The sequence below is a fragment of the Actinoplanes solisilvae genome (genome assembly GCF_003999975.1).
GTDB classification, from domain to species: domain Bacteria; phylum Actinomycetota; class Actinomycetes; order Mycobacteriales; family Micromonosporaceae; genus Actinoplanes; species Actinoplanes solisilvae.
Map to the genome: position 1 here is coordinate 278791 of NZ_RJAC01000002.1, position 23808 is coordinate 302598.

22 protein-coding genes are annotated in these 23808 nt (G+C 71.1%); 3 read left to right on the forward strand and 19 right to left on the reverse strand.

Annotation, left to right across the window (positions count from 1 at the left end; all coding sequences use genetic code 11):
* Positions 1-35 precede the first annotated feature (35 nt).
* Positions 36-425 (forward strand): WhiB family transcriptional regulator, encoded by a 390-nt coding sequence (locus EER30_RS08100; protein ID WP_127499727.1) that lies wholly within the window; start codon positions 36-38, stop codon positions 423-425.
* Between the two features lie 167 nt (positions 426-592).
* Here the strand turns inward: EER30_RS08100 and EER30_RS08105 are convergent, their stop codons facing one another.
* From EER30_RS08105 to EER30_RS08145, 9 genes are all read right to left on the reverse strand, one after another.
* Positions 593-2227 carry a molybdopterin-dependent oxidoreductase gene (locus tag EER30_RS08105; RefSeq protein ID WP_432417522.1) on the reverse strand — a complete coding sequence of 545 codons (1635 nt, stop codon included), beginning with the start codon at positions 2225-2227 and terminating at the stop codon, positions 593-595.
* Positions 2228-2294: 67 nt separating this feature from the next.
* Entirely contained in the window at positions 2295-3977 is a 1683-nt protein-coding gene (locus tag EER30_RS08110) for a M16 family metallopeptidase (protein ID WP_205650141.1), read from the reverse strand.
* Complete coding sequence (locus tag EER30_RS08115) at positions 3974-4915, reverse strand: hypothetical protein (protein ID WP_240669884.1); 942 nt, start codon at positions 4913-4915, stop codon at positions 3974-3976. Before EER30_RS08115 ends, EER30_RS08110 begins: the two co-directional genes overlap by 4 nt.
* Positions 4916-5085: 170 nt before the next feature.
* Positions 5086-6270 carry an ROK family transcriptional regulator gene (locus EER30_RS08120; RefSeq protein WP_127499729.1) on the reverse strand — a complete coding sequence of 395 codons (1185 nt, stop codon included), beginning with the start codon at positions 6268-6270 and terminating at the stop codon, positions 5086-5088.
* A gap of 34 nt (positions 6271-6304) precedes the next feature.
* Positions 6305-7561, reverse strand: a complete 1257-nt coding sequence (locus tag EER30_RS08125) for a sugar ABC transporter permease (RefSeq protein WP_127499730.1) — start codon at positions 7559-7561, stop codon at positions 6305-6307.
* Positions 7558-8373 carry an ATP-binding cassette domain-containing protein gene (locus EER30_RS08130; protein ID WP_127499731.1) on the reverse strand — a complete coding sequence of 272 codons (816 nt, stop codon included), beginning with the start codon at positions 8371-8373 and terminating at the stop codon, positions 7558-7560. Before EER30_RS08130 ends, EER30_RS08125 begins: the two co-directional genes overlap by 4 nt.
* A 158-nt stretch (positions 8374-8531) precedes the next feature.
* Entirely contained in the window at positions 8532-9638 is a 1107-nt protein-coding gene (locus tag EER30_RS08135; protein ID WP_127499732.1) for a sugar ABC transporter substrate-binding protein, read from the reverse strand.
* Positions 9639-10022: 384 nt separating this feature from the next.
* Positions 10023-10508, reverse strand: a complete 486-nt coding sequence (gene ybaK, locus EER30_RS08140; protein WP_127499733.1) for a Cys-tRNA(Pro) deacylase — start codon at positions 10506-10508, stop codon at positions 10023-10025.
* Positions 10509-10578: 70 nt separating this feature from the next.
* A complete protein-coding gene (locus EER30_RS08145; protein WP_127499734.1) occupies positions 10579-11754 on the reverse strand; it encodes a class I SAM-dependent methyltransferase in 1176 nt (391 codons plus the stop codon).
* A 227-nt stretch (positions 11755-11981) separates the two neighbouring features.
* On the opposite strand from EER30_RS08145, the gene groES reads away from it, so the two are divergent.
* Together groES and groL are read left to right on the forward strand one after the other, a co-directional pair.
* Complete coding sequence (groES, locus tag EER30_RS08150; protein ID WP_082771855.1) at positions 11982-12296, forward strand: co-chaperone GroES; 315 nt, start codon at positions 11982-11984, stop codon at positions 12294-12296.
* A gap of 72 nt (positions 12297-12368) precedes the next feature.
* Entirely contained in the window at positions 12369-14015 is a 1647-nt protein-coding gene (gene groL, locus EER30_RS08155) for a chaperonin GroEL (RefSeq protein ID WP_127499735.1), read from the forward strand.
* A 54-nt stretch (positions 14016-14069) separates the two neighbouring features.
* Here groL and EER30_RS08160 read toward each other — a convergent pair whose 3' ends face one another.
* From EER30_RS08160 to alr, 10 genes are all read right to left on the reverse strand, one after another.
* Entirely contained in the window at positions 14070-15845 is a 1776-nt protein-coding gene (locus EER30_RS08160; protein WP_127499736.1) for an ABC transporter ATP-binding protein, read from the reverse strand.
* Complete coding sequence (locus EER30_RS08165; RefSeq protein WP_127499737.1) at positions 15842-17533, reverse strand: ABC transporter transmembrane domain-containing protein; 1692 nt, start codon at positions 17531-17533, stop codon at positions 15842-15844. The genes EER30_RS08160 and EER30_RS08165 overlap by 4 nt, the downstream gene beginning before the upstream one ends.
* Positions 17534-17608: 75 nt before the next feature.
* Positions 17609-17863 (reverse strand): hypothetical protein, encoded by a 255-nt coding sequence (locus EER30_RS08170; RefSeq protein WP_127499738.1) that lies wholly within the window; start codon positions 17861-17863, stop codon positions 17609-17611.
* A gap of 9 nt (positions 17864-17872) precedes the next feature.
* Positions 17873-18925 (reverse strand): tRNA (adenosine(37)-N6)-threonylcarbamoyltransferase complex transferase subunit TsaD, encoded by a 1053-nt coding sequence (gene tsaD / locus EER30_RS08175; protein WP_127499739.1) that lies wholly within the window; start codon positions 18923-18925, stop codon positions 17873-17875.
* Positions 18918-19352, reverse strand: coding sequence for a ribosomal protein S18-alanine N-acetyltransferase (rimI, locus tag EER30_RS08180; RefSeq protein WP_127499740.1), 435 nt, complete (start codon positions 19350-19352; stop codon positions 18918-18920). The genes tsaD and rimI overlap by 8 nt, the downstream gene beginning before the upstream one ends.
* On the reverse strand, positions 19352-20269 hold the full coding sequence (gene tsaB / locus EER30_RS08185; RefSeq protein WP_127499741.1) for a tRNA (adenosine(37)-N6)-threonylcarbamoyltransferase complex dimerization subunit type 1 TsaB: 918 nt from the start codon (positions 20267-20269) through the stop codon (positions 19352-19354). Before tsaB ends, rimI begins: the two co-directional genes overlap by 1 nt.
* A gap of 84 nt (positions 20270-20353) precedes the next feature.
* Entirely contained in the window at positions 20354-21028 is a 675-nt protein-coding gene (ung, locus tag EER30_RS08190) for a uracil-DNA glycosylase (RefSeq protein ID WP_127500231.1), read from the reverse strand.
* A 27-nt stretch (positions 21029-21055) separates the two neighbouring features.
* The gene (gene tsaE, locus EER30_RS08195; protein WP_127499742.1) at positions 21056-21568 is read right to left on the reverse strand and encodes a tRNA (adenosine(37)-N6)-threonylcarbamoyltransferase complex ATPase subunit type 1 TsaE; all 513 of its coding nucleotides are present in this window, start codon (positions 21566-21568) and stop codon (positions 21056-21058) included.
* Positions 21565-22641 (reverse strand): alpha/beta fold hydrolase, encoded by a 1077-nt coding sequence (locus EER30_RS08200; protein ID WP_127499743.1) that lies wholly within the window; start codon positions 22639-22641, stop codon positions 21565-21567. The genes tsaE and EER30_RS08200 overlap by 4 nt, the downstream gene beginning before the upstream one ends.
* Positions 22638-23765, reverse strand: a complete 1128-nt coding sequence (gene alr / locus EER30_RS08205; RefSeq protein ID WP_127499744.1) for an alanine racemase — start codon at positions 23763-23765, stop codon at positions 22638-22640. The genes EER30_RS08200 and alr overlap by 4 nt, the downstream gene beginning before the upstream one ends.
* Positions 23766-23808 lie beyond the last annotated feature (43 nt).

Here is a 23808-nt window from a genome sequence, read left to right on the forward strand (position 1 = left end):
ACACTCCGCGGTGCCGCGCGGGAGGAGGGTGTTTCATGTCGAACGTTCGCAGACTGCCCGGGCCCATCGCCGATCTTTGGGACTGGCAACGCCTCGGCTTGTGCCGTGGCCGCGACAGCGCGCAGTTCTTCCACCCCGACGGTGAGCGCGGTTCGTCCCGCAACCGCCGGGAGGCCAAGGCCAAGACGATGTGCGGCGCGTGCCCGGTACGGGCCGAGTGCGCCGCCCACGCCCTCGCGGTGCGTGAGCCGTACGGGGTCTGGGGAGGCTTCAGCGAAGCGGAGCGGCTGCGGCTGCTCGCCGTCGGCTGGGAGGACCTCGCCGACCGTCATCACGGACGTGTCGACCTTGCCCGACTCGAGGCCCGGCTGGGCCGGCCCCACAAGTCGGCCGTACCGGCGCAGCGACAGGCGCCGGCCGCCTGACGACGCCGGTCACCCGGCATCACCATGACGATCCGGTCCCCGTTCAGGGGCCGGGTCGCGTTGTTGGACGGCTCTTCATCAACCGCATCGGTGGACATGCAAGCCACCGTATGAGCGACTTGCGTAATCACAACGGACCGCTAGTGCGGCCTTCAACTAAACGGCACTCACCCGATTTGCACGGAAATCGAATGCCAGCCGGAGGCCCCGTCCGGCGCTGGTGGAGCCGGAGTGCTCGTCTGCGTCTGACCCGTGCCGTCGGTCGCGCGCACCCGCAAGCGGTGCTCCCCAGCGGTCGCCTGCCACGGCCAGCTCCACTCCCGCCACGTGTCGCTCGAAACCGTGGCCGCCAACGTGGCTGAAGCCCACGGCTCGTCGTCCACCTGCACCTCGACCTTGGTGATCCCGCGGTGCTGGGCCCAGGCCACCCCGCCGACCAGCACGGTTCCCGGCGCCCGGGTCTTGCCGTCGCGCGGCGTGTCGATCCGCGATTCCGTCTTGATCGGACCCTGCTGTGACCACCCGCGCGGCACCCAGTAGGCGTCGAACGCTGAGAACGTGCTCAACTCGATCTCGGTGATCCACTTGCAGGCGCTGACATAGCCATACAACCCGGGCACCACCATGCGCGCCGGGAAGCCGTGGTTCACCGGCAACGGCGTCCCGTTCATGCCGACCGCGAGCAGCGCGTCCCGCCCGTCCATCAGCACCGACGTCGGGCTCCCGCAGGTCCAGCCGTCCACCGAGCGCTGCACCACCTGATCGGCGCCCGGCAGGGGGCCCACCTCCTCCAGCAGCTCGCGGATCGGCGTACCCAGCCACAGCGCGTTACCGATCAGGTCGCCGCCGACCTCGTTCGACACACACGCGAGCGTCACGTAGCGCTCGATCATCGGTCGAGCCAGCAACTGATCCCAGGTGATCGTGATCGGGTTGCGCACCATCCCGTGGATGCGCAACTGCCACGTCGACGGATCGACCTGCGGCGGGATCAGCGCGGTATCGATGCGGTAGAAGGTCTTGTTGGGCGACACGTAGGGCGTCACGCCGGGCACCTGCACCCCCGCGGGCAGCGGCGGCGCGGTCTGCCTCGGCGCCGGAAGCACCACATCGTCACGCGCCGATGTCACGGCCTGTCGCGACGAGAGCCAACGCCCGCCGAACCCCGCGACCAGTGCCCCGCCGACGGCGATCGCCAGTCCTCTCACGAAACCCCGACGACCGATATCGTACGAGTCCTGCCCTGTACTGGGCCGAGCAGTTGAAGCACCGTCGTGGTCCGGGCCGTCCGCCCGCTGCGGCCCCGAACCGGTGGCTGAGCTGCGGCTCGCCCCGCCCACCCCGACCAGTTCACGCAGCGGCATGGTCAACGGCGGAGCCCCCGCGAGCCCCAGCAACCAGCGCAGCACCCCCACCGCCAGGGCCGCCCCCACGACCGTCGGCAGCCACGCGAAGACGCTCGCGTCGTGGCGGGTCTGCGCGGCGACGACCCCGATCACGGCGAACAGCCCGATGCCCGCGAGGCTCAGCCGCCACGACCGCGGGGCGGCGGCGCCCACCCCGAACGCATAGATCGCCAGCAGGATCGCCGTGCCCACGATCAGCGCCGTCTTGTCGTGCACCCCGAACAGACTGATGCCGAAGTCCTTGACCCCGGCCGGCACGTTGTCGACCACGACGCCACCCACCGCGGGCAGCGGCGCCGACAGCGGCCCCGTCGCGACCGCCACCACCTCGGCCGCGCCCACGGCGACGGCGGCGGCCGCCACCCCGGCCAGGCCGGCGCGCATCGAAAGACTCACGTCCCCATCCTGCTCCGGCGGGCGGCCCGGCGCGACGCCGATCGGGACCGGGTGGGCAAGACCACCGCTACCGGAAGTAGCGGCGGCCGGCGTGGGCGGCGAAGAGGACGGCGGCCACCGCGACCGCCGTGAGCAGCGGACTGTCGCCCTGGTCGCCGAACGACTTCTTCAGGTAGACCAACCAGACCGCGAACGCCATCGCCACGAGCGCCGCCAGGCCCCAGAGGGTGTGGCTCGACGGCGGGAAGAAAGCGGACAGGCGCGAGCGTAGCCGCGGGCGTGATCGGGCCGGCGCGACGACCGGGTCCGGACGGGGGATCTCTTCGGGGTCGCGGGCCGGCTGGTCGACCCGGACGGCGGCCGCGACCCCGGCGTCGATCTGCCGCGCGACGGTGTCGGACCTCGCCCACAGCGTCGGCTCGACGTAGACCACGATGCCGTCGTGCCCGACGAGGTATCGGGCTCCGTCGGGCCAGGCTCGCAGGATCACGCAGTCGGCGAACAGGACGGTCGCGCGGCCGTTCCCCAACGAGACGGTCACGCCGTCGGGGCCGACGGTCATCCGGCCGTCCGGCCGGTCCAGCGACCGGTACTCGGTCCCGGCCACGGTGTTGTCGGAGTTGCCGGGCGCGGCGGTCAGGCCGGCCCACTGGGCGTCGGTGCGCGGGCTCATCAGCAGGCCGGTCTTACCGGCCGCCACCGCCACCTCGGCGACGTCGGCGGGCGTGACCGCCTTGAGCCGGGCGATCGCCTCGTCGGCGCTGAGCACCTCGCGTCCGGCGAGCAGGTTCAGGGCCTGCCCCGGCAGGCGCGCACCCTGCTCGTCGGCGTGCCGCAGGCCTTCGGTCTGCTTCTTGATCACGGCGGCGACGTCGGCCTCGTCGACCCGGCCGACCCGCAGGGCCGCGAGCACGTCGACGAACCCGCCGAGCACCGCGCCGTGCTTCTCGGGCAGGGAGTCGGCGACCGCGGTGACCAGCGCACGGTCGGCGCCGACCGGCTCGTACGACGTGTTCGCGGCGTACGAGAATCCACCCTCCTGCCGCAGCTCGCGGAACATCACCCGCTCGAGCACCCCGGCGAAGATCTGCGAGCGCGCCGCTCGGGGCACCACGGCGTCCCAGGCCAGCGCACCGGACGAACCCGGGAACCAGGCCGGCGTGACCGGCAGCGCCGACGACGGCGCCGGGAACGGCCGGCGGACCCCGTCGGGCAGGTCGAGCCGCAGCCCGGCCGGCACGCCGTCCCCGGCCACCCAGAGCACGGCATTGTCCTTGGTGAAGTAGCGCGTCACCCAGTCGCGCAGATCGTCCTCGGTGATCGCGGGCAGGCCCCATTCGGGATAGCTGGGCATGCCGTAGTCGCGGGCACCGTGCCGCCACAGCGCCATCTGATCGGCCGGGCCGCTGCTGCGCCCGTTCGCCTCGACCTGCAACAACTCCTTCTCGACGGCGAGCCGGTGCATGGGCAGCTCACGCAGCGAGGCGCAGACGCCGTTGAGGAAGGCGGCGAGCTCGTCCTCCGAACCCTGCATGTGGAAGTACGTGTACTCGACGCCGGTCGCGCCGTTGTAGTGGTAGTCGGCGCCGCCGGCCGAATACAGCGCCAGGTGTTCGACCAGGTGGGTGATGCCGCGCCGGGCCAGTGGCTCGTCGGCGAAGCCGACCCGGAAGGCCAGCCCGGCGTGGGCCGGCCCGGCGGTGGGGGCCAGTAGGGCCGGAACCCCGTCGACCTCGATCTGCTCGGTCATCGCGCTCCCCCGCTCATCGCCCGCCGACGGTGCATGTCGAAGATCTCGCCCTCGTTGTCGCCGAGGTAGCCCCACGGCATACGGGTGGCCCGGTGCTCCAGCATCCGGAACATCGCGGCCGCGCCTCGCCGGTCACCGCTCAGGCTGTAGGCGAAAGCAAACGTGTTCGCCGCCTGCACCCAGCCGTAGTCGCGGCCGAAGGCGGGGTGCAGCACCGATCGGCGAGCCGCCTCGTCGAGCTCGGCCTGCGCCGGAGCGCCCTTCAGATAGGCCGTACCGGTCCCGGCGGGCAGCGCGGCCCAACGCTCGATGATCGCCTGGGCGACCAGCATGCCCTGCACCGCACCGGGCGGCGCGGCCAGCATCGCGTCGCGGCACCACGGGTGCAGCTGCTCCCAGCTTCCGCTCCACTTGGGACAGAGAGTCTGCAGGAACTGGGTCTGTGCGGGCAGGTGGTGCGGGTCGAGGGCGGCGACCCGGTCATAGCGACGGCGGGTCTCGGCCAGCCCCATCTGCAACCCGCGGGCCGTGATCAGGCGGGCCGTCCACAACGCCGGGTCGCGCGGGTTGCGGGCGACCGCGTCGATCAGCACCGCCTCGGCCTGCCGCAGCCAGTCGTGGAATTCGGCGAACTGATTGCTGGTCACGTGCTCGGCGGCGGCGCCCGAGCGGATCTCCCAGCCGATGTCGATGAGCCGGTTGGCCAGCATGACCGCCGCCGCCGAGTCGCCCGGATCACGCTCGAGCACGTCGCGCAGCATGTCCTCGACACCCGGCGTCTCGGCGCCGGCGTCGAGCACGGTCGTCCGCCCGGCCGGGGTCAGGCCGTCGACGATCCGCCGGATCTCGGCCCAGTCACGCGTGGCGAGCTTCTCCCGCACCACGGCCACCTCGGGATAGGCCGCGGCCGCGTCGAACGAGACGGTGTCGGCACTCATGGCGCGGAGCATAAACGATCTTGCAAATTCGCATGCGCCCATGTCGCGGCGTTGACCGCGCCACCGATCCGGCCCGACGGCCGGCGACGGCCTTGACCACGACGAGGCCGTTCCGCGAACCACGGAACGGCCTCGACTTCGGTTGTGGACGGGCGTGATCCCGTACGGTCTCAGTTGATCAGTGGGTCTTCGAGGAGGTGTTCGAAGGCCAGCTCGGCTGCACCGATGAGGGCCGCGTCGTTGCCCAGTTCCGGGGTGCGCAGGCGAATGTGCTCGCGGCAGGCCGGAAGGGCGATGGCGGTCAGGCGGCTGCGGATCTGGGCGGCGGCCACCAGGTAGACGTCGCGCAGCGTGCCGCCGAAGATGACGGCCTCGGGGTTGAAGATGTTGACCAGGTTGCCGACTCCGAAGCCGATCCACTCGCCGACCTGGCGCACCGCGAACTGGGCCTGACTGTCGCCGCGCATCGCTGCCTCGACGACGTCCAGCACTGCCCCGCGTCCCGACTGCTCGGCCCGCCCCGCGTGCTTGAGCAGTGCGTATTCGCCGATCTCGGTCTCCCAGCAACCCCGCGAGCCACAACTGCACTCGCGACCATAGGGGTTGACCACCATGTGCCCGACCTCGCCGCCGTAGCCGCCGTGGCCCGCGACCCGGCGACCGTCGGCGATGATGCCGGCGCCCACCCCCACGTCGCCGTAGAGGTAGATGACGTTGTCGCAGCCGGCCGCCGCACCCCGGCTGTGCTCGACCAGCGCGGAGACGTCGGCGTGGTTGCCCATCGTCAGCCGCCCCCGGGCCTCGTCGCCGAGCTCGGTGCGCAACGCCGCCCCGACCGGCTCCTCGACCCAGCCGATGGTGGGGGCCAGGCGAACCATCCCGTCCACCCGGCGCACCATGCCCGCCACAGCCACGCCGGTGCCGACGTAACGGGCGTCGTCGGGCACGTCGGCCCGCATCTCACGGACGAACCCGGCCAGCGGCTGCACCGCGTCGAGCACCTGCATGCCGCGCGGCCGGTGAGCCTCGCGGCGGTCCAGGATCCGCCCGCCCAGCCCGACACGAGCCGCCCGCAGGCGGTCCACCTCGATGCTGAGCGCGTAGGCGAAGACCCGGGACGACTCGGGCCGGACGACCAGCGACGGTCGCCCGGCCCGGCCGGTCTCGCGTGGTGCCGCCTCGGTGACCAGCCCTGCGGTGGTCAGGTCGGCGGTGAGGGCCCCGATGGTGCTCCGGTTGAGTCCGAGCCGGCTGGTGAGCTCCGCCCGGGAGGTCGCTCCGTGCACGTGTACGTACCGGAGCAGCGTCCCGAGGTTGTGCCGGCGAACCTCCTCCTGGCTGGGGCCGGCTCGCATCAGCGTGCCGTCCCCAGAACCAGGTGGATCCCGTTCATCGGTTGCCGGTTGCGGCCGCTCTACGCCGGGCCAAGGCGTCGACGCTGGCGGCGATCAGCAGGATGGCGCCGGTGAAGATGTACTTCTGACCGGCGCTGAAGCCCAGCAGACCCATACCGTTGTCGATGACGGCGATCACCGCGCCACCGATGACGGCGTTGATGATCTTGCCCTTGCCGCCGAAGAGGCTGGTGCCGCCGATGACGGCCGCGCCCACCGAGTAGAGCAGGATGTTCGATCCACCGGTGTTCGGGTCGACCGACGAGGCGCGGCTGACCGCCACGATGCCGCCGATCGCGGCCATGAACGAGCCGATCACGAAGACCGAGATGCGGATCCGGTCGACCGGGATACCGGCGCGGCGGGCCGCCTCGGTGTTGCCACCGACCGCGTAGACGTGCCGGCCGTAAGCGGTGCGGCCCAGCACGAACGTCCACAGGATCAGGAAGAACGCGATGATCGGAACGATGATCGGAACGCCCTTGAGGGAGTTGATCGCCGGGTTGACCGCACGTTCCTGGGTGAGCACCGCGGTAGCGGCGATGATCAGCACGCCGAGGGCGCCGATGCGCACCAGCACGATGCCCATCGGGTCGGTGACCAGGCCGCGCTTGGCCCGGCCGCGCACCCGGTTGAACTGCACCGCGGCGTAGCCGAGGACGGAGGCGACCGCGAGGATCCAGCTCCAGGTCACCGAGAGGTTGTTGTTGTTGATCGCGTTGAAGACGCTGTCGCGGGTCGAGATGTTGGTGCCACCGCCGAGCAGCACCAGCAGCAGGCCCTGGAAGCCGAGGAACGCGGCCAGGGTGACGACGAACGACGGAATGCCGACCTTCGCGACCAGGAAGCCCAGGATGAAACCGATCACCACGCCGGTGATCAGGGCGACCGGGATGGCGGTGTACCACTGCCAGCCGTGGTTGGTCAGCAGGATGGCGACGACCGCGCCGCACACGCCGGAGGCGAAACCGGCGGACAGGTCGATCTCGCCCAGCAGCAGGACGAAGATCAGGCCCATCGCGATGAAGACGACCTGCGCGCCCTGGTTGAACAGGTTCGCGAAGTTCAGCGGGCTGAAGAACGTCTCGCGGGCGATGCCGAAGATCAGGCCCAGCACGATGAGGCCGAGGATGGCCGGCAGCGATCCGAGGTCACCGCCGCGCACGCGACCCCAGTAATCATGGATGAAGCTGCGGACGGTCGGCTTGACGACCTTGACGCCGCCGGCCGTGGTGGTCGTAGTGGTGGTCACTTTTCGCCTCCCGGCGTGATGTCGACGACGTCTCCGCCGAAGTCCGCGGGCTTCTCGGGAGGCAGGCCGAGGTTGCCGCTGCGGCCGCCGGTGATGAGCTCGACGACCTGCGAGTGGGTCACGTCGGTGGTCTTCACCTGGGCCGCCATGCGACCGAGGTAAAGAGCGGCGATGCGGTCGGAGACCGCGAACACGTCGTTCATGTTGTGCGAGATCAGCACGACGCCCAGGCCGTTGTCGGCCAGGCGACGCACCAGCTCGAGGACCTGAGCGGTCTGCGCCACACCGAGGGCGGCGGTCGGCTCGTCCAGGATGACGACCTTGGAGTTCCAGAGCACGGCCTTGGCGATCGCCACGGTCTGCCGCTGCCCACCGGAGAGGCTGGCGACGAGCTGCCGCAGCGACTTCACGGTGCGCACCGAAAGGCTGGCGAGCGTGTCACCGGCCATCTGCTCCATCGTCGGCTCGTCGAGCACGATGCCGCGCTTCTTCTCCCGGCCGAGGAACATGTTCTGGACGATGTCCAGGTTGTCGCAGAGCGCGAGGTCCTGGTAGACGACCTCGATGCCGAGGGCGCTGGCGTCGCGGGGGCCGTGGATGGCGACCTGGTTGCCGTCGTACGTGATCGTGCCCGAGTCGATCGTGTAGATACCACTGATGCACTTGACCAGCGTCGACTTGCCGGCGCCGTTGTCGCCGACGAGGGCGGTGACCTCGCCGGGGTAAACACTCAAACCGACGTCGTGCAGAACCTGCACGGCGCCGAAGCCCTTGTTGATTCCGCTGAGCTCCAAGAGGGGTGTCGCGGCCACGGTGGTTCTCCTTCGCTTAGTGACCGGGTTTGCCGCCCATGGCGAGGCCAGGGCGGCGGAATGGGGGGTCCCGACTCCGGCGCCGTTCACCTCCCCTTGCGGAGAGGTGAACGGCGCCGTCGTCATTTCGGGTCTAACCCGCCATCAGTTGAGGAATCTCAGATTCCCGCGTCGGTGCAGGCCTTGGCGAAGTCGGCGGTGCAGACCTCCGCCTTGGTCACGAAGCCATCAGCGATGACGTCCTTGACGTTGGCCTTGGTGATCGACTGGGGCTCCAGCAGCACCGAGGGGACGTCCTTGCCCGACTCCGGGTCCTTGGTGACGCCGGTGGCCGTGGTCGGCTTCTCACCCTTGGCCAGCGCGATCGCCAGCTGCGAGGCCGCGTCGGCCTCCTTCTTGATCGCCTTGTAGACCGTCATGCACTGGTCGCCGACGAGGATGTTCTGCAGACCCTGAACGGTCGCGTCCTGGCCGGTGACCGGGACCTGGCCGTTCAGCTTGTTGCGCTTGAGCACCGAGATGACCGCGTTGCCGAGGCCGTCGTTCGCCGCGAGAACACCCTTGATGTTCTTGTTCGCGGTCAGCATCTGCTCGAAGATCGTGCCGGCCTGCGCGTTGTCCCAGTCCGGAACCGGCTGGTTCGGGCCCTTGACGAAGGTGCCGTCGGCGTACTTCGGGTTCAGGACGCCGTCGTAGCCCTCGGCGAACAGCGTCGCGTTGTTGTCGGTCGGGGAGCCGTTGAGCTCGGCGACGACCGGCTTGACGTACTTCTTGTCGGCCAGGCACTGCACGAGGCCCTCGCCCTGCAGCTTCCCGACCGCCACGTTGTCGAACGACACGTAGTAGTTGGCGCCGCCGCCCAGGGTCAGACGGTCGTAGTCGATCGTCGCGATACCGGCCTTCTGGGCCTTCTCGAGGACGGCCTTACCGGTGCCGGAGTCCAGGTTGACGATGACCAGAACCTTGACGCCGCTGGCGATCATGCCGTCGGCGATCGTCTGGAACTGGGTCTTGTCACCCTGCGCGTTCTGGATCTCGGCCGGAACACCGGCCGCCTTGAACGCCTCGCTGAGGAACTTCTGGTCAGCCGTCGCCCAGCGCGCCGAGCTCTTGGTGTCGGGGAGGATGACACCGACCTTGCCGGCGGACGCGGTGCTGCCCGTGCCACTGCCGGAGTCGTTACCACTGTCGTCGCCGCCACAGGCGGCCATGCTGCCGGTCGCCAGGAGGCCAACCGCGGCAAGGGCGAACAGTCCCTTACGCATTCCTAGTGTCCTTTCGGGTAAATCCGGGCATTCGATCGGATTCGATGGTGTGCGCTGCGGGAGTGTCGCTCCCCGAGACGCCGAGTGATCAAGGTGATCGAGTAATCAGGAGCTAGTTTGTTGTGTCCGGCAACGTATTCCCGTCGAAGCCGGTTACACAAGCGATGTCGCCGGGCTATCTCGTAACCGGGCATAACAATCCGGCAACACAGCGGTGATAGGGGCAGAAAGCCCCTCGGCTCGCCCACCCGATCGATCGCTGACGTGGTTCACCTTGTGACGCTAAGTCACTTCGCCGTCCGATTCGCCCGGTTCAGGGGAGAAAGGCCACCTCGCCGAGTAACGTTGTCGTAACGGCTTGCTGCGGTTCGGCAGTATCGCCGGTTATGTCCGGATGGTGGCGGTCACGGCCTCGGTGAGACGGATCAGGTCGCCCGGAGCAAGGGCCACCTGAAGGCCCCGGCGACCCGCCGAGACATACATCACGTCGAGCCCGAGCGCCGAGTCGTCGACCACTGTGGCCAGTCGCTTGCGCTGCCCCAGCGGGCTGATCCCGCCGCGCACGTAACCGCTGCTCCGCTCGGCGGCGGCCCGGTCGGCGAGAGCGCCCCGCTTGCCCCCGGCGGCCTGCGCGAGCGCCTTGAGGTCGAGATCGCCGGTCACCGGCACCACGCCCACGACAAGCACGCCGTCGACCTCGGCGATCAAGGTCTTGAAGACCCGTTCGGCCCCCACCCCCAGGGCCTGCGCCACGAGCGCGCCGTAGTTGGGAGCGTCGGGCGAGACGTCGTAGGGGTGCAGCGTGTGCGCGACCTTCTGCGCGTTCAGCAGCGCGGTGGCCGGCGTGCCGGCGGCGGCTTTCTTAGCCATGCCGCGAACGGTACCGAAGGGCAGAGCTGCCCTCCGTGCCCCCACGGCCTTCCCCACGTGCCCCAGCGGCTCACGGCTTGACGAGGATGACGGTGGGCACTCCGGCCACCCGGGTCAGCACCAGCGAGGCCGCGGCCGAGCCGGACAGTCTCAAGTCGCGCCGCAACTGCTCGGGTTCGAGCGCCGAACCGCGCTTGCGGATCTCCAGGCGGCCCACGCCGCGCTCGCGCAGCAGGGCGCGCAACCGCTTGAGCGAGAACGGCAGCACGTCGGTGATCTCGAGGCGACGGGCGAATGGGGTGTCGACGGACTCGCCGGAGTAGACGTAGGCGATCTCGGGGTCGGCCAGGTGGCCGCCGACGGTCTCGGCGAACTCGGCGACCAGGTGGGAACGGACCACCGCGGGGTCCGGGTCGTAGAGATAGCCGGCCACCGCGCCGACCTGCCCCTTCCGCGTGCCCGATCCGGTCAGTTCGTTGTCCGTTCTGTCGCTCAAGAGCGTCGCGCGGCGCGGCACCTCGGCGAGCGGGCCGCACCAGAACGCCGCCTCGACGAGATCGCCGCCGACGCTGACCCACTCCCCCTCGGCGCCCGGTGGCAGCAACTCGTGGTCGATTCCCGGGGCCAGTTTGAGTACGGTCCTCGGCACGCGCTCGGGCAGAGCGGCGATGAAGTCCCAGGGCGGGGAGTACGACCGAGGGTCGAAGACACGGCCTCGGCCGGCCCGCCGCCGTGCAGGATCGGCGAAGACGGCGTCGTAGTCCTCGACACGTACGGTCGTGGCGTCAGCGCACTCGACCGTGACCCGGTCGGCCAGGCCCAGCGCCTCCACGTTCGCCGCGGCGATCTCGGCGGTGGCCGGGTCGGCGTCGACGGCGTACACCCGGATGCCGGCGCGGGCCGCCGCGAGCGCGTCGGAGCCGAGGCCGCAGCCGAGGTCGGCCAGGGTCGTCACACCGGCCGCGGCGAGGCGGGCGGCACGGCGGACCGCCACGACCGCCCGGGTGGCCTGTTCGAGGCCGGCGCGGGTGAAGAACATCCGCTCGGCGTCCGGGCCGAACTTGGCGGCCGCGCGACGCCGCAGATCGACCTGGGTGAGCGCGGCGGCGGCCAGGGCGGGCGGGACCCCGGCGGAACGCAGCGCACTCGCGGCGGCCAGGGGGTCGCCCCCGGTCAGCGCACCGGCGGCGGCCAGGGCATTCACCCCTTCGGGCGTACGCAGGAGGGCGGTCGGCTCAGCGGTCACGCAGGCATTCTCCACGGCGTGCGAGAGTTGGCACTCTGGTTGACGGAGTGCTAGTTCCGGCCTAATCTCCGATTAGCACTCTCAACATGAGGGTGCCAGCTGTGAGCCCATCCGGGCCCGCGGCTTGGCACCAGGCGGACCGGCACCCGCGACGACGGCCCCGCCCGGTGGCATGAGGCATGAGCCCGGCCAGATTCTCTGGTCGGCAAACCTGTACCCAGGAGGGTATGCCCGTGACTACCGCGACCAAGGTTGCGATCAAGCCGCTCGAGGACCGCATCGTGGTCCAGGCGAACGAGGCTGAGACGACCACGGCGTCGGGCATCGTGATCCCCGACACCGCCAAGGAGAAGCCGCAGGAGGGCACCGTCCTCGCTGTGGGCCCCGGCCGCATCGACGACAAGGGCAACCGCATCCCGGTTGACGTGAAGGTCGGCGAGACGGTCCTCTACTCGAAGTACGGCGGCACCGAGGTCAAGTACGCCGGCGAGGAGTACCTGGTGCTCTCCGCCCGCGACGTCCTCGCGGTCATCGAGAAGTGACCTACTGACAGTGCTTTCCGCCCTGGCCCGCCACGTGTGGGTCAGGGCGGTGGTGCGTGAAGGGACCTAATAATGGCGAAGATTCTCAGCTTCTCTGACGACGCCCGCCACCTGCTCGAGCACGGCGTCAACACGCTCGCCGACACGGTCAAGGTCACCCTCGGCCCGCGCGGCCGCAACGTCGTCCTGGACAAGAAGTTCGGCGCGCCCACGATCACCAACGACGGCGTCACCATCGCCAAGGAGATCGAGCTCACCGACCCGTACCAGAACCTCGGCGCCCAGCTGGTCAAGGAGGTGGCGACCAAGACCAACGACGTCGCCGGCGACGGGACCACCACCGCGACGGTGCTCGCCCAGGCGCTGGTGCGCGAGGGCCTGCGCAACGTCACCGCGGGTGCCAACCCGATCGGCCTCAAGCGCGGCATGGACCAGGCCGCCGAGGTCGTCTCCAAGGCGCTGCTGGCCAAGGCCGTCGAGGTCGCCGACCACAAGGCGATCGCGAACGTGGCCACCATCTCGGCCCAGGACTCGGCCATCGGCGAGCTCATCGCCGAGGCGATGGACCGGGTCGGCCGCGACGGCGTCATCACCGTCGAGGAGGGCTCGGCGATGCTGACCGAGCTCGACGTGACCGAGGGCCTGCAGTTCGACAAGGGCTTCATCTCCCCGAACTTCGTGACCGACGCCGAGTCGCAGGAGGCCGTCCTCGAGGACGCGCACATCCTGATCACGACCCAGAAGATCTCCAGCATCGAAGAAATGCTCCCGCTGCTGGAGAAGGTCCTGCAGTCGGGCAAGCCGCTGCTGATCATCGCCGAGGACGTCGAGGGCCAGGCCCTGTCCACGCTGGTGGTCAACGCGATCCGCAAGACCCTCAAGGTCGTCGCGGTCAAGGCCCCCGGCTTCGGTGACCGCCGCAAGGCGATGCTGCAGGACATGGCGATCGCCACCGGTGGCGAGCTGATCGCCCCCGAGCTCGGCTACAAGCTCGACCAGGTCACCCTCGACATGCTGGGCTCCGCCCGGCGCATCGTGGTCGACAAGGAGAACACCACGATCGTCGACGGCGGCGGCAAGTCCGCCGACATCACCGACCGGGTCTCTCAGATCCGCAAGGAGATCGAGGCCTCTGACTCCGACTGGGACCGCGAGAAGCTCCAGGAGCGCCTCGCGAAGCTCGGCGGCGGCATCGCGGTGATCAAGGTCGGCGCCGCGACCGAGGTCGAGATGAAGGAGCGCAAGCACCGCATCGAGGACGCCATCGCGGCGACCAAGGCCGCGGTCGAGGAGGGCACCGTCCCCGGCGGCGGCGCCGCCCTCGCCCAGGTGGCCACGGAGCTCGACGGCGGTCTGGGCCTCACCGGCGAGGAGGCGATCGGCGTCTCGATCGTCCGCAAGGCGCTGGTGGAGCCGCTGCGCTGGATCGCGCAGAACGCCGGACACGACGGCTACGTCGTGGTGGGCAAGGTCGCCGAGCTGGGCTGGGGCCACGGCCTCAACGCGGCCACCGACGAATACGTCGACCTGGCCGCCGCCGGCATCATCGACCCGGTCAAGGTGACCCGCAACGCGGTCTCCAACGCCGTGTCGATCGCCGGTCTGCTGCTGACCACGGAAAGCCTCGTGGTCGACAAGCCGGCCGAGCCGGAGCCGGCCGCGGGTGGCCACGGGCACAGCCACGGTGGCCACGGCCACCAGCACGGCCCGGGCTTCTGATCCACTGAAACACCGCGAAGGGCGCGCTCCTCGGAGCGCGCCCTTTCGCTTGCGTCAGCGGCCGCCGTGGTCGGCCGGTTCGGGTATGCGCTCGCCGTGCCAGGACCGCCAGAGGGCCGCGTAGGGGCCGCCGGCGGCGACCAGGTCGTCGTGGGAGCCGAGTTCGGTGATGCGGCCGTCCTCGACCACGGCGACGCGGTCGGCGTCGTGGGCCGAGAAGAGGCGGTGGGCGATCGCGACGACCGTGCGGCCGTGCAGCACGGCGGCCAGCGACCGCTCCAGATCACGGGCCGCGCGGGGGTCGAGCAGGGAGGTCGCCTCGTCGAGGACCAGGGTGTGCGGGTCGGCCAGGACCAGCCGGGCCAGGGCGAGCTGCTGGGCCTGGGCGGCCGACAGGGGGTGGCCGCCGACGCCGACGATCGTGCCGAGCCCGTCGGGCAGGGATTCGGCCCAGTCGAGGGCGTGCACGGCGGACAGGGCTGTGCGAACCTCGTCGTCGCCGGCGCCTGGGCGCACCATCGCCACGTTGTCGCGCACCGTGCCGATGAAGACGTGATGTTCCTGGGTCACCAGGGCCACCTCGGTACGCAGGCGGTCGAGTGGCAGGTCGTGCAGCGGTGCCCCGCCCACGGTGATCGTCCCGCGGGTCGGCTCGTGCACGCCGGCGAGCAACCGGCCGAGCGTCGACTTGCCCACGCCGGACGGCCCGACGACAGCCAGGCGCTCCCCCGGTTCGAGCGTCAGGTCGATGCCGTGCAGCACCTCACGACCGGGCACATAGGAGAAGCGGACGTCGCGTACCTCGATGCGGGCCCCGGCCGGATCCGCCCCGGCGACTGCCGGCTCCTCGCCGGGTTCGGCCGCGACGCCGAGCAGGCGGGCCAGCGACGCGGCGCCGATCTGCACCTCGTCGAGCCAGCCGAGCAGCCGGTCGAGCGGGTCGATCAGGAGCTGCACATAGATCACCGCGGCGGTCAGCTGACCGAGCGACACCGTGCCGTGAACGTAGAGCCACCCGCCGATGAGCAGCGTCGCCACCACCGGCAGCACATAGCTCACCTCGATGACGGGGAACCACACCGTACGCAGGAAAAGCGTGTACTTTTCGGCGATCCACGACCGGCGTAGATCGGCGTCGGAGCGGTCGACGCGCTGTTGCTCGCGGCGCAGCGCGTCGACCGTGCGGGCGCCCTCGACCGTCTCGGCGAGCCCGTCGGTCACCGTCGAATAGACCGCGTTCTGCCGCAGGTAGCCGGCGGGGGCCCGCCGCAGGTACCACTTCGTGCCGACCACGATGACCGGCGCCGCGACCAGCAACGGCAGCGCGAGCAGCGGGCCGGTGACGACCAGCGCCCCGACCACCAGCACCACAGTGATCAGCGCGATCATCGTCTCGGGAACGGCGAGGCGCACGCATCGCGACAGCGCGTCGACGTCGCGGGTCGTGCGGGTCAGCAGGTCGCCCGAGCCGGCGCGCTCCACGGTGGACAGCGGCAGCGCGAGCACCCGGTCGACGAACTCTTCGCGCAGCCGGGCCAGCACCTGCTCGCCGAGCCGGGCCGAGGCCAGATAGGCGAACCGCACCAGAATCGCCTGCACCACGACGAAAGCGGCGATGGCGGCGGCCAGCCGGTCGACCACGCCGACACCCTTACCGTGCCGGATCGCCTCGACGAGGTCGCCGAGCAGCCGCGGCCCGACCAGCCCGGCGACGGCCGCGAACACGTGCAGCCCGACCGTGAGGGCGAGCTCGCGCGGGTGCTGGCGGAACAGGTCGCGCGCGTAGCGCCGCACCCTCGGCCCGTCGGCCACCGGCAGCAGGTTGTTCACTGGTCCCCCTCGCGCAGCACCGTGCGGGCGTAGGCCGGCTCGCACGCCAGCAGGTCGCGGTGGGTGCCGTCGGCCACGACCCGGCCGTGCTCGACGAAGAGCACCCGGTCGGTGCGGTCGAGCACCAGCGGGCTGGACGTGCAGATCACCGTCGTGCGGCCCGCGCGGGCCTCGGCCAGGCGGTCGGCGACGCGCGCCTCGGTGTGCGCGTCGACGGCGCTGGTCGGTTCGATCAGGATCAGCGTGCCGGGGTCGGCGATCAGCGCGCGCACGAGCCGCAACCGTTGCTGCTGGCCGCCCGAAAACGTGCGCCCACGCTCGGCGACCTCGCTGTCGAGCCCGCCGGGCAGCGCCTCGACGATGTCGGTCGCCGCGGCCGTGTGCAGTGCCGCCGCCAGCCCGCCGCGGTCGTGCGGGTCGAGATCGGCGCGCATCGGGCCGGTGAACAGGCGGGCGTCGTTGTCGGCCACCAGCACGCGTTCCCGCACGGCGGCGAGCTCGAACGCCCCCAGAGCGATGCCGTCGACGGTGGCGCCCTCGGCGTAGCGGCCGAGACGATCAGCGATGGCGGCCGCCTCGGCGGGCACGGCGGCGACGATCGCGGTGAGCTCGCCGGGCCGGACCGTCACGCCGGACGCGGGGTCGGCCAGCTCGCCGTGGAACCGCTCGGCGGGCACCGGGTCGGCGGGGTCGGGCAGGTCGGTCTCGGACCGCAGCATCTCGACGACGCGACGGGCCGAGACGTGGCCGCGGGTCAGCTTGTCGATCGCCTCGGTGAGCTGGCGCAACGGCGTGACAAGAAAGGCCGCGTACGCGTAGAAGGAGACGAGCTGGCCGACGGTGATGCGGCCGTCGAGCGCGAAATGGGCGCCCAGCCAGGTGACCAGCACCAGGAAGACGCCCGGCAGCAGCACCTGGGCCGCCTCGAGCAGCGACTCGACCCGGGCCGTACGCACCCCGGCGACGCGCAGCCGCTGGGACTCTTCGCGGTAGCGCGCGCCCATCACCGCCTCACCGCCGACGCCCCGCAACACCCGCAGACCGCCGACCAGGTCGGCCGCGCGGCCGGTGAGCAGGCCCTGCTGCTCGCGGGACGCGTGCTGCAGGCGGTGCAGCGGGCGGATCAGCAGGCCGACGATCGCCATCAGCAGCGGCACGCCGAGCACGACCACGAGGCCGAGCGGCACCGAGGCGGTGAGCAGGATGACCGACACGGTGACCACCGCGACCAGCGAACCGGTGCCGCGGGCCGTGATGTCGATCGCCGAGCCGATCTGGCGGATGTCGGACGTGCCGATCGCGACGAACTCACCGGTGTCGAGACGACGGGAGAGCGCCGAACCGAGACGGCCGGCCTGACGAACCGTGACCTGGACGGTGGTGAACATGCCGCCCAGGAAGTTGACGACCGCGAACCGGTGACGCAGGACGCCGGACACGGCCTGCCCGACGCCGGCGGCGAGCAGCACGAGGCTCCACATCAGCAGGTCGTGGCGGTTGTGGGCGGTGGCCGCGTCGATCGCCCGGCCGACGATCGCGGGGACGAAGGCCTGGCCGAGCATCCAGAGGACGGCGAACGCGATGGCCGCGTACACCGACCTCCAATAGCGACGGACGAGCCATCGAAGATAGGCGACGGCCGATCGCTTGTCTGGGGTGCCGGGGTCGGGGCCGGGGAGATTTCGCATCAGGGCCCCGACGTTACGGGCGGGGTCCGACAGTCCGCGAAGGGTTTTCCCCGGGCCGTGACCCGGCTCACGAACCTAGCGGTCGACCGGGGTGAAGTCCCAGACGTGCGGCGCGCGGGCGATCAGCTTGGGCGGCGGCGCGGGCAGGTTCTCGGGGCTGTGGCGCCACTTCGAGATGACCACGATGCGGTTGTCGGTCGACGAGAAGACCTCGCTCGACACGTGTTGCGGCAACACCTCGACGCGCGGCACCGCCACGTCACAGACCCAGGCCAGCAGCTCGTCGAAGCCGCTGAGCGAGGCCCGAATCTCCCACATCCGCGCGATCATGTTCGCTTCCTACCCCGCCACGCTGACCGCGGTCAATGACATCGCGGAATCGGCCGGCAGATCGAGACGACTCGGGGCGACCCCGGCCGCGACCAGACGCGAGCCGAGCGCCGCGACCATGGCGCCGTTGTCGGTGCACAACTGCGGACGGGGCACACGCACCTCGATGCCGTGCTTGGCGGCACGCTCCTCGGCCAGCACACGCAGGCGAGAGTTGGCCGCGACGCCACCGCCGATCACCAGGGTGCGTACGCCGTTGGTGCGGCACGCCTCGATCGCCTTGGCCGTGAGCACGTCGCACACCGCCTCCTGGAACGAGGCGGACACGTCGGCGATCGGCACCGGCTCGCCGTCGCGCTCGTGTGCCTCGACCCAGCGGGCCACCGCGGTCTTCAGACCCGAGAAGGAGAAGTCGAAACGGTGGGCGGCAAGGTCTTTCGGCGCGGTCAGTCCACGAGGGAAGGCGATGGCCTTGCGGTCGCCGTCCCTCGCCGTACGGTCGATGATCGGACCCCCGGGGAAGCCCAGGCCAAGCAGACGTGCGACCTTGTCGAACGCCTCGCCGGCGGCGTCGTCGATCGTGGCGCCGAGCGGCGTGACCCCGTTGGTGAGGTCGTCGACCAGCAGCAGCGAGGAGTGCCCGCCGGAGACGAGCATCGCGACCGCCGGCTCGGGCAGAGGGCCGTGCTCGAGGGTGTCGACGGCCACGTGGGCGGCGAGGTGGTTGACGCCGTACAGGGGCTTCTCGGCGGCCAAGGCGTACCCCTTGGCCGCGGCGACGCCGACGAGCAGGGCGCCCGCGAGGCCGGGGCCACTGGTGACGGCGATCGCGTCGATGTCGGCCAGGGTGACCTTGGCCTCGTCGAGGGCGCGCTGCATGGTCGGCACGAGCGCCTCGAGGTGCGCGCGGCTGGCGACCTCGGGCACGACGCCCCCGAACCGTGCGTGCTGATCCACACTGGACGCGAGCGCGTCGGCCAGCAGGGTGTGGCCGCGCACGATGCCGATGCCGGTCTCGTCGCAGGAGGTCTCGATGCCGAGGACCAGGGGTTCGTCAGGCATTGCGCATCATCACCAGGGCGTCCGTGTTGCTCGGTTGGTAGTAGCCGCGCCGGATCCCGACGGGCTCGAAATCGTACGTCGCGTACAGGTGCTGGGCGGGGGCGTTGTCGACCGCGACCTCGAGCAGCGTCTGCTTGATGCCGAGGCGGGCCGACTCGGCCAGCAGCGCCTCGAGCAGCACCCGGCCGGTGCCGCGGCGCTGCCCGTCACGGCGTACGGCGATGTTCTGCACCCACGACTCGTCCTGCGTGGCGGCCAGACCGGCGTAGCCGAGCAGATCGTCGCCCTCGACCGCGACGACGTAGAAGTTACGCTGCGCCAGCTCGTTCCAGAACATGGCGGACGACCACTTCTCGTCGCCGAACAGGTCCTCCTCGATCCGCAGCACCTCGGCGATGTGCCACCAGCGGAACCGCTCGATCATCATCAGGTGAGCACCGGCTTGCGGCCCACGGGTTCGACGGCGTCGGGGCGACGCAGGTAGAGCGGGGTGAGCACCTCGCTGGGCGCGGCGGCGCGGATGCGGTCGGCGGCCAGGGCCACCAGGGCGGCGCCGGGCGGGTAGAGCAGGTGCTCCTCGACCGGGACGCCGAAGACGTCGCCGTATTTGAGCGCGCCCTCGCCGACCGCCCGGTCGACCAGGCCGTGGACCGAGGACAGCCCGGCCGGGTCTCGCTGGACGGGCTCGCGGCCGGTCAGGTCGACGCCGCCGTCGCGGAACGTGGCCTGGCCGATCAGGGCGGCAGCCTCGGCGCGGGCCAGCGCAGCGGCGACCCGGGCGGCGTCGGCGCCGGCCAGCGCGGTGGCGGCTTCGAGCGTCTCGGACTCGGCCAGGGCGGCCGCGTCGGTGGCGGCGCTGTTGCGGGCACGGCTGCGGGTGGCCGTGCCGGCCCGCACGATCGCGGCGGCCACGTCAGCGGGGCGGGTGACGTCGGGGCCGAGAAGGCGTACGCCGTCGAGGTAGGTGGCGAAGTAGACCTCGCGGCGGCGGGCATCGGTCGCGACCAGCACCCGGCCGGGCCCGGCGGCCCGGCCCAGGCCGTCGAGCGAGCAGACGCCGTAGGTGGGGATGCCCAGGGCCTGGCCCATGCTGGCCGCGGTGGCCAGCCCGACCCGCAGGCCGGTGAACGGGCCCGGGCCGAGCCCGGCGACGATGGCGCCGAGCTCGCTCGGACGCACCCCGGCCTCGGCCAGGGTGCCCTCGATCTCGGGCGCGAGTTTCTCCCCGTGCGCGCGGGGGTCGACGGTGCGCCGTTCGGCGACCCCGCGGAGACCGTCGGGGGTCACCTCCACCAAGGCGGCCGTCGACGAAGGGGTTGCGGTGTCCAGAGCCAGTACGAGCACGTAGCCGACCCTAACGCGCCGCCGTCGGCTGCTCGCACAGCATCCACCCAACCGAGCTCGTCCTCGCGCGGATGGTGCCCCGCGTTACTCGGCCTGCTCCGCCCGCGGATCCCAGTTGATCACCGGGCGGCCGCCGTCGGCCAGTGCCTTGTTGGCCGCGCTGAACGGGCGGGAACCACGGAAGCCCTTGGGGTTGAGCGGGCTCGGGTGGCCGGCCTCGAGCACCACGTGCGCCGGGTTGGTGATCAGCGCCGCCTTCTTGCGCGCGTAGCTGCCCCACAGCAGGAAGACGACCCGTTCGTCACGGGCGTTCAACGCGCGGATCGTCGCGTCGGTGAAGTCTTCCCAGCCCTTGCCACCGTGCGACGCGGCCGCGCCGGCCCGTACGGTCAGCACCGCGTTGAGCAGCAGCACCCCCTGCCGTGCCCAACCGGTCAGGTCACCGGCCGTGGGCGGGGCCACCTCGACGTCCTCGGCCAGTTCCTTGAAGACGTTGCGCAGGCTCGGTGGGACCCGTACGCCCTCGCGCACGCTGAAGCTGAGTCCGTGGGCCTGACCCGGGCCGTGGTACGGGTCCTGGCCCAGGATCAGCACCCGCGTCCGCTCGGGCGGGCACAGGCGGTAGGCCGCGAAGAGATCCTCGATCGGCGGATAGATCGTGTGCGCCGCGTACTCCGCGGTGACGAACTCGCCCAACTCGGCCGTGGCCTTCTCGTCGAGAAAACCGGCAAGCTCCGCTCGCCACTCAGCCGGCAGCATCTCCGCCAGATTCACGTTCTCCCCTTCTCACTGCTTGTCGTTGTCATCGCGCTCGTCATTGCCGGACGCCTGCCCGTCGGTGGACAGTGCCCTTACTCGGGTGGCCCAGTCGCCGCCGTGCGGCTCCAGCTCGATCACCCGGGTGTCGTCGTCGAGGCGGTCGATGCGCACTCGCAGATATTCGTCGTTGAGTTGCTCGACCATGCCGGCGCCCCACTCGACCACGGTGACCGCGTCGTCGGCCGAGGCGTCCAGGTCGAGGTCGTCGATCTCGGCCCGCGGGTTGGCGCTGTCACCGAGCCGGTAGGCGTCCGCGTGCACCAGCGGGGGGTGTCCCGGGCCCGCGCGGTGCACCCGGGCGATCACGAAGGTCGGCGAGGTGATCGGGTCGCTCACCCCGAGCCCGGCCCCGATGCCCTGCACCAGCGCGGTCTTGCCCGCGCCGAGCGGCCCGGTGAGCAGCACGAGGTCGCCCGCGCGCAGGAGCGAGGCGAGCCGGCGGCCGAACGCACGGGTGTCGTCGACGGTGGTCAGCTTCACGAGATCTTCTCCAGGAACGGCAGCAGCGCGGCGTCGACCTCGGCCGACTTCTCGAGCATCACCACGTGGCCGCTGTTGTCGACCTTGACCAGCTCGGCCTCGGGGAGGTGCTTGAGGATCTCTTCGGAGTGGGTCACCGGAGTCAGATAGTCCTTGGTGCCGACGATCACCAGCACCGGCACTCCGCGCAGGGCCGACAGCGCGGGGAAGCGGTTGTGGGTGTAGAGCGTGCGCAGATATTTCGTCAGCGTCTCGACCGAGGTCTTGGAGTTCATGCTCTCGACGAAGGTGACCAGCGTCGGACTGGGCTTCGGCTCGCCGAACCCGTACCGCCGGGTCAGCAGCCAGGCCAGGTCGGACGAGGCGACGCGGGCCCGGTCGATCGTGCCGCCGCCGAGGTGGGCCGCCTTGCCCCAGAGCGGGAAGAAGGGCGCGCTGGCCCGGGCGACCAGGGTCGGGATGCCCAGCTTGGTCTTGTCGATCAGGCCGGCCGAGGTCGACATGAGCACCACGCCGGTCACCCGCTCGCCGAACCACTCCGGGTGCTGCTCGGCGAACGCCATGATCGTCATGCCGCCCATCGAGTGGCCGACGAGGATGATGTGGCCGTCGGGCACCGTCGCGTCGAGCACCGCGGCGAGCGACTTGCCGAGGGCCGCGATGTCGTAGTCGCCGGACCTGAGACGGCTCGACCGGCCGTGGCCGGGCTGGTCGTAGAAGACCAGGCGGTGCTCGCCCTGCTCGGCGAGCAACTTGCGCTGGAAGTAGAAGGTGCCCATGTCGAGCGCGAAGCCGTGCACGAAGACGATCGTGGGCTTACCGCTCGGCACCGCCGGCTCGATGATCTCGACGTGCAGCTCGGTGCCGTCGGCCGCGGTGACGGTCTGCTCGTGGTCGAAGGGCTGGTCGCCGAAGGGCTCGTCGACGTAGGGATCGCCGGGCGCGTTGACCGAGCGTCGCACCAGGGCCCGCTCGACGGCGAAGGCCGTCGCCAGCCCGGCCGCGACCACGCCGACCGCGGCACCGACGATGCCGACCTGCTTGGCCCGCCGGGAGCCCTTCACCGGGCTCATCGCACGACCCCGGCGTCGCCGTCGTAGACCCTCGGCACCCGGGTGCTCCCGAAACGGGTGACGATCTCGTAATTGATCGTTCCCACGACCTCGGCCCAGTCGTCGGCGGTCGGGCCGCCGTCGTCACCCGGGCCGAAGAGCGTCGCCACGTCGCCGGACTCGATCGGGTCGTCGCCGACGTCGACGACGACCTGGTCCATGCAGACGCGGCCGGCGATCGTGCGGCGCTTGCCGCCGAGCTGGATCGGGCCGCTGTTGGAGGCCGCGCGCGGCACGCCGTCGGCGTAACCCAGGGGAACGAGGGCCAGCGTCGTCGCGCGCTCGGTCACATAGGCGTGGCCGTAGGAGACCCCCTGACCGGCCGGAACGCGCTTGGTCAGCGCGACCCGGGCACGGGCGGTCATCGCCGGGCGCAGCCCGAACGTCTCGCCCGCGACCGGCGACAGGCCGTAGACCGCGATGCCGGGACGCACCAGGTCGTAGTGGGCGTCGGGGCGGGTCAGGGTGGCCGCCGAGTTGGCGATGTGCCGGTAGCGCGGGGTGACCCCGAACCCCTCCGCGACCGCGAGCCCGTCGGCGAAGGCGGCCAACTGGTGGTCGACGCTCTCATGCTCGGGCGCGTCGGCCGAGACGAAGTGGCTCCAGACGCCCACGATCTCGACCTCGCCGTCGACCTGTGCCTTGGCCGCCGCCTCGAGCAGAGCCGGCCACTCGGCCGCGGTGGCACCGCCGCGCGACAGCCCGGTATCGATCTTGAGATGGACGCGGGCCGTGCGTTCGGCCCGCCGGGCCGCGGTCACCAGCTCGTCGAGCAGTTCGAGGCTGCCCGCGTTGAGGTCGATGCCGGCGGCGACGCCCTCGTGCAACGGCAGACCGGGCGAGTGCAGCCAGGCCAGCACGGGCGCCTCGATGCCCGCCCGGCGCAGGGCCAGGCCCTCGTCGAGGGTCGCCACGCCGAGCCAGGTGGCCCCGCCGGCGAGCGCGGCCCGCGCGGACGGCAGCATGCCGTGGCCGTAGCCGTCGCCCTTGACCACCGCCATGACCTCGGCGGTGGTGCGGGCGCGCAGCAGCGCGACGTTGTCCCGGATCGCGTCCAGATCTACCCGGACCTCGGCCTGCCACATGGTTTCCAGCCTACTTAAGCGTCTGACAACTCTCGTTACGGCA

What these genes read in the sequence shown, in the direction of transcription:
- EER30_RS08100 (WP_127499727.1), top strand. Translation starts at nt 36, where the DNA reads ATGTCGAACGTTCGCAGACTGCCCGGGCCCATCGCCGATCTTTGGGAC.
- EER30_RS08110 (WP_205650141.1), bottom strand. Translation starts at nt 3,977, where the DNA reads ATGACCGAGCAGATCGAGGTCGACGGGGTTCCGGCCCTACTGGCCCCC.
- EER30_RS08115 (WP_240669884.1), bottom strand. Translation starts at nt 4,915, where the DNA reads ATGAGTGCCGACACCGTCTCGTTCGACGCGGCCGCGGCCTATCCCGAG.
- EER30_RS08120 (WP_127499729.1), bottom strand. Translation starts at nt 6,270, where the DNA reads ATGCGAGCCGGCCCCAGCCAGGAGGAGGTTCGCCGGCACAACCTCGGG.
- EER30_RS08135 (WP_127499732.1), bottom strand. Translation starts at nt 9,638, where the DNA reads ATGCGTAAGGGACTGTTCGCCCTTGCCGCGGTTGGCCTCCTGGCGACC.
- ybaK (WP_127499733.1), bottom strand. Translation starts at nt 10,508, where the DNA reads ATGGCTAAGAAAGCCGCCGCCGGCACGCCGGCCACCGCGCTGCTGAAC.
- groES (WP_082771855.1), top strand. Translation starts at nt 11,982, where the DNA reads ATGCCCGTGACTACCGCGACCAAGGTTGCGATCAAGCCGCTCGAGGAC.
- groL (WP_127499735.1), top strand. Translation starts at nt 12,369, where the DNA reads ATGGCGAAGATTCTCAGCTTCTCTGACGACGCCCGCCACCTGCTCGAG.
- EER30_RS08165 (WP_127499737.1), bottom strand. Translation starts at nt 17,533, where the DNA reads ATGCGAAATCTCCCCGGCCCCGACCCCGGCACCCCAGACAAGCGATCG.
- EER30_RS08170 (WP_127499738.1), bottom strand. Translation starts at nt 17,863, where the DNA reads ATGATCGCGCGGATGTGGGAGATTCGGGCCTCGCTCAGCGGCTTCGAC.
- tsaD (WP_127499739.1), bottom strand. Translation starts at nt 18,925, where the DNA reads ATGCCTGACGAACCCCTGGTCCTCGGCATCGAGACCTCCTGCGACGAG.
- rimI (WP_127499740.1), bottom strand. Translation starts at nt 19,352, where the DNA reads ATGATGATCGAGCGGTTCCGCTGGTGGCACATCGCCGAGGTGCTGCGG.
- ung (WP_127500231.1), bottom strand. Translation starts at nt 21,028, where the DNA reads ATGCTGCCGGCTGAGTGGCGAGCGGAGCTTGCCGGTTTTCTCGACGAG.
- EER30_RS08200 (WP_127499743.1), bottom strand. Translation starts at nt 22,641, where the DNA reads ATGAGCCCGGTGAAGGGCTCCCGGCGGGCCAAGCAGGTCGGCATCGTC.
- alr (WP_127499744.1), bottom strand. Translation starts at nt 23,765, where the DNA reads ATGTGGCAGGCCGAGGTCCGGGTAGATCTGGACGCGATCCGGGACAAC.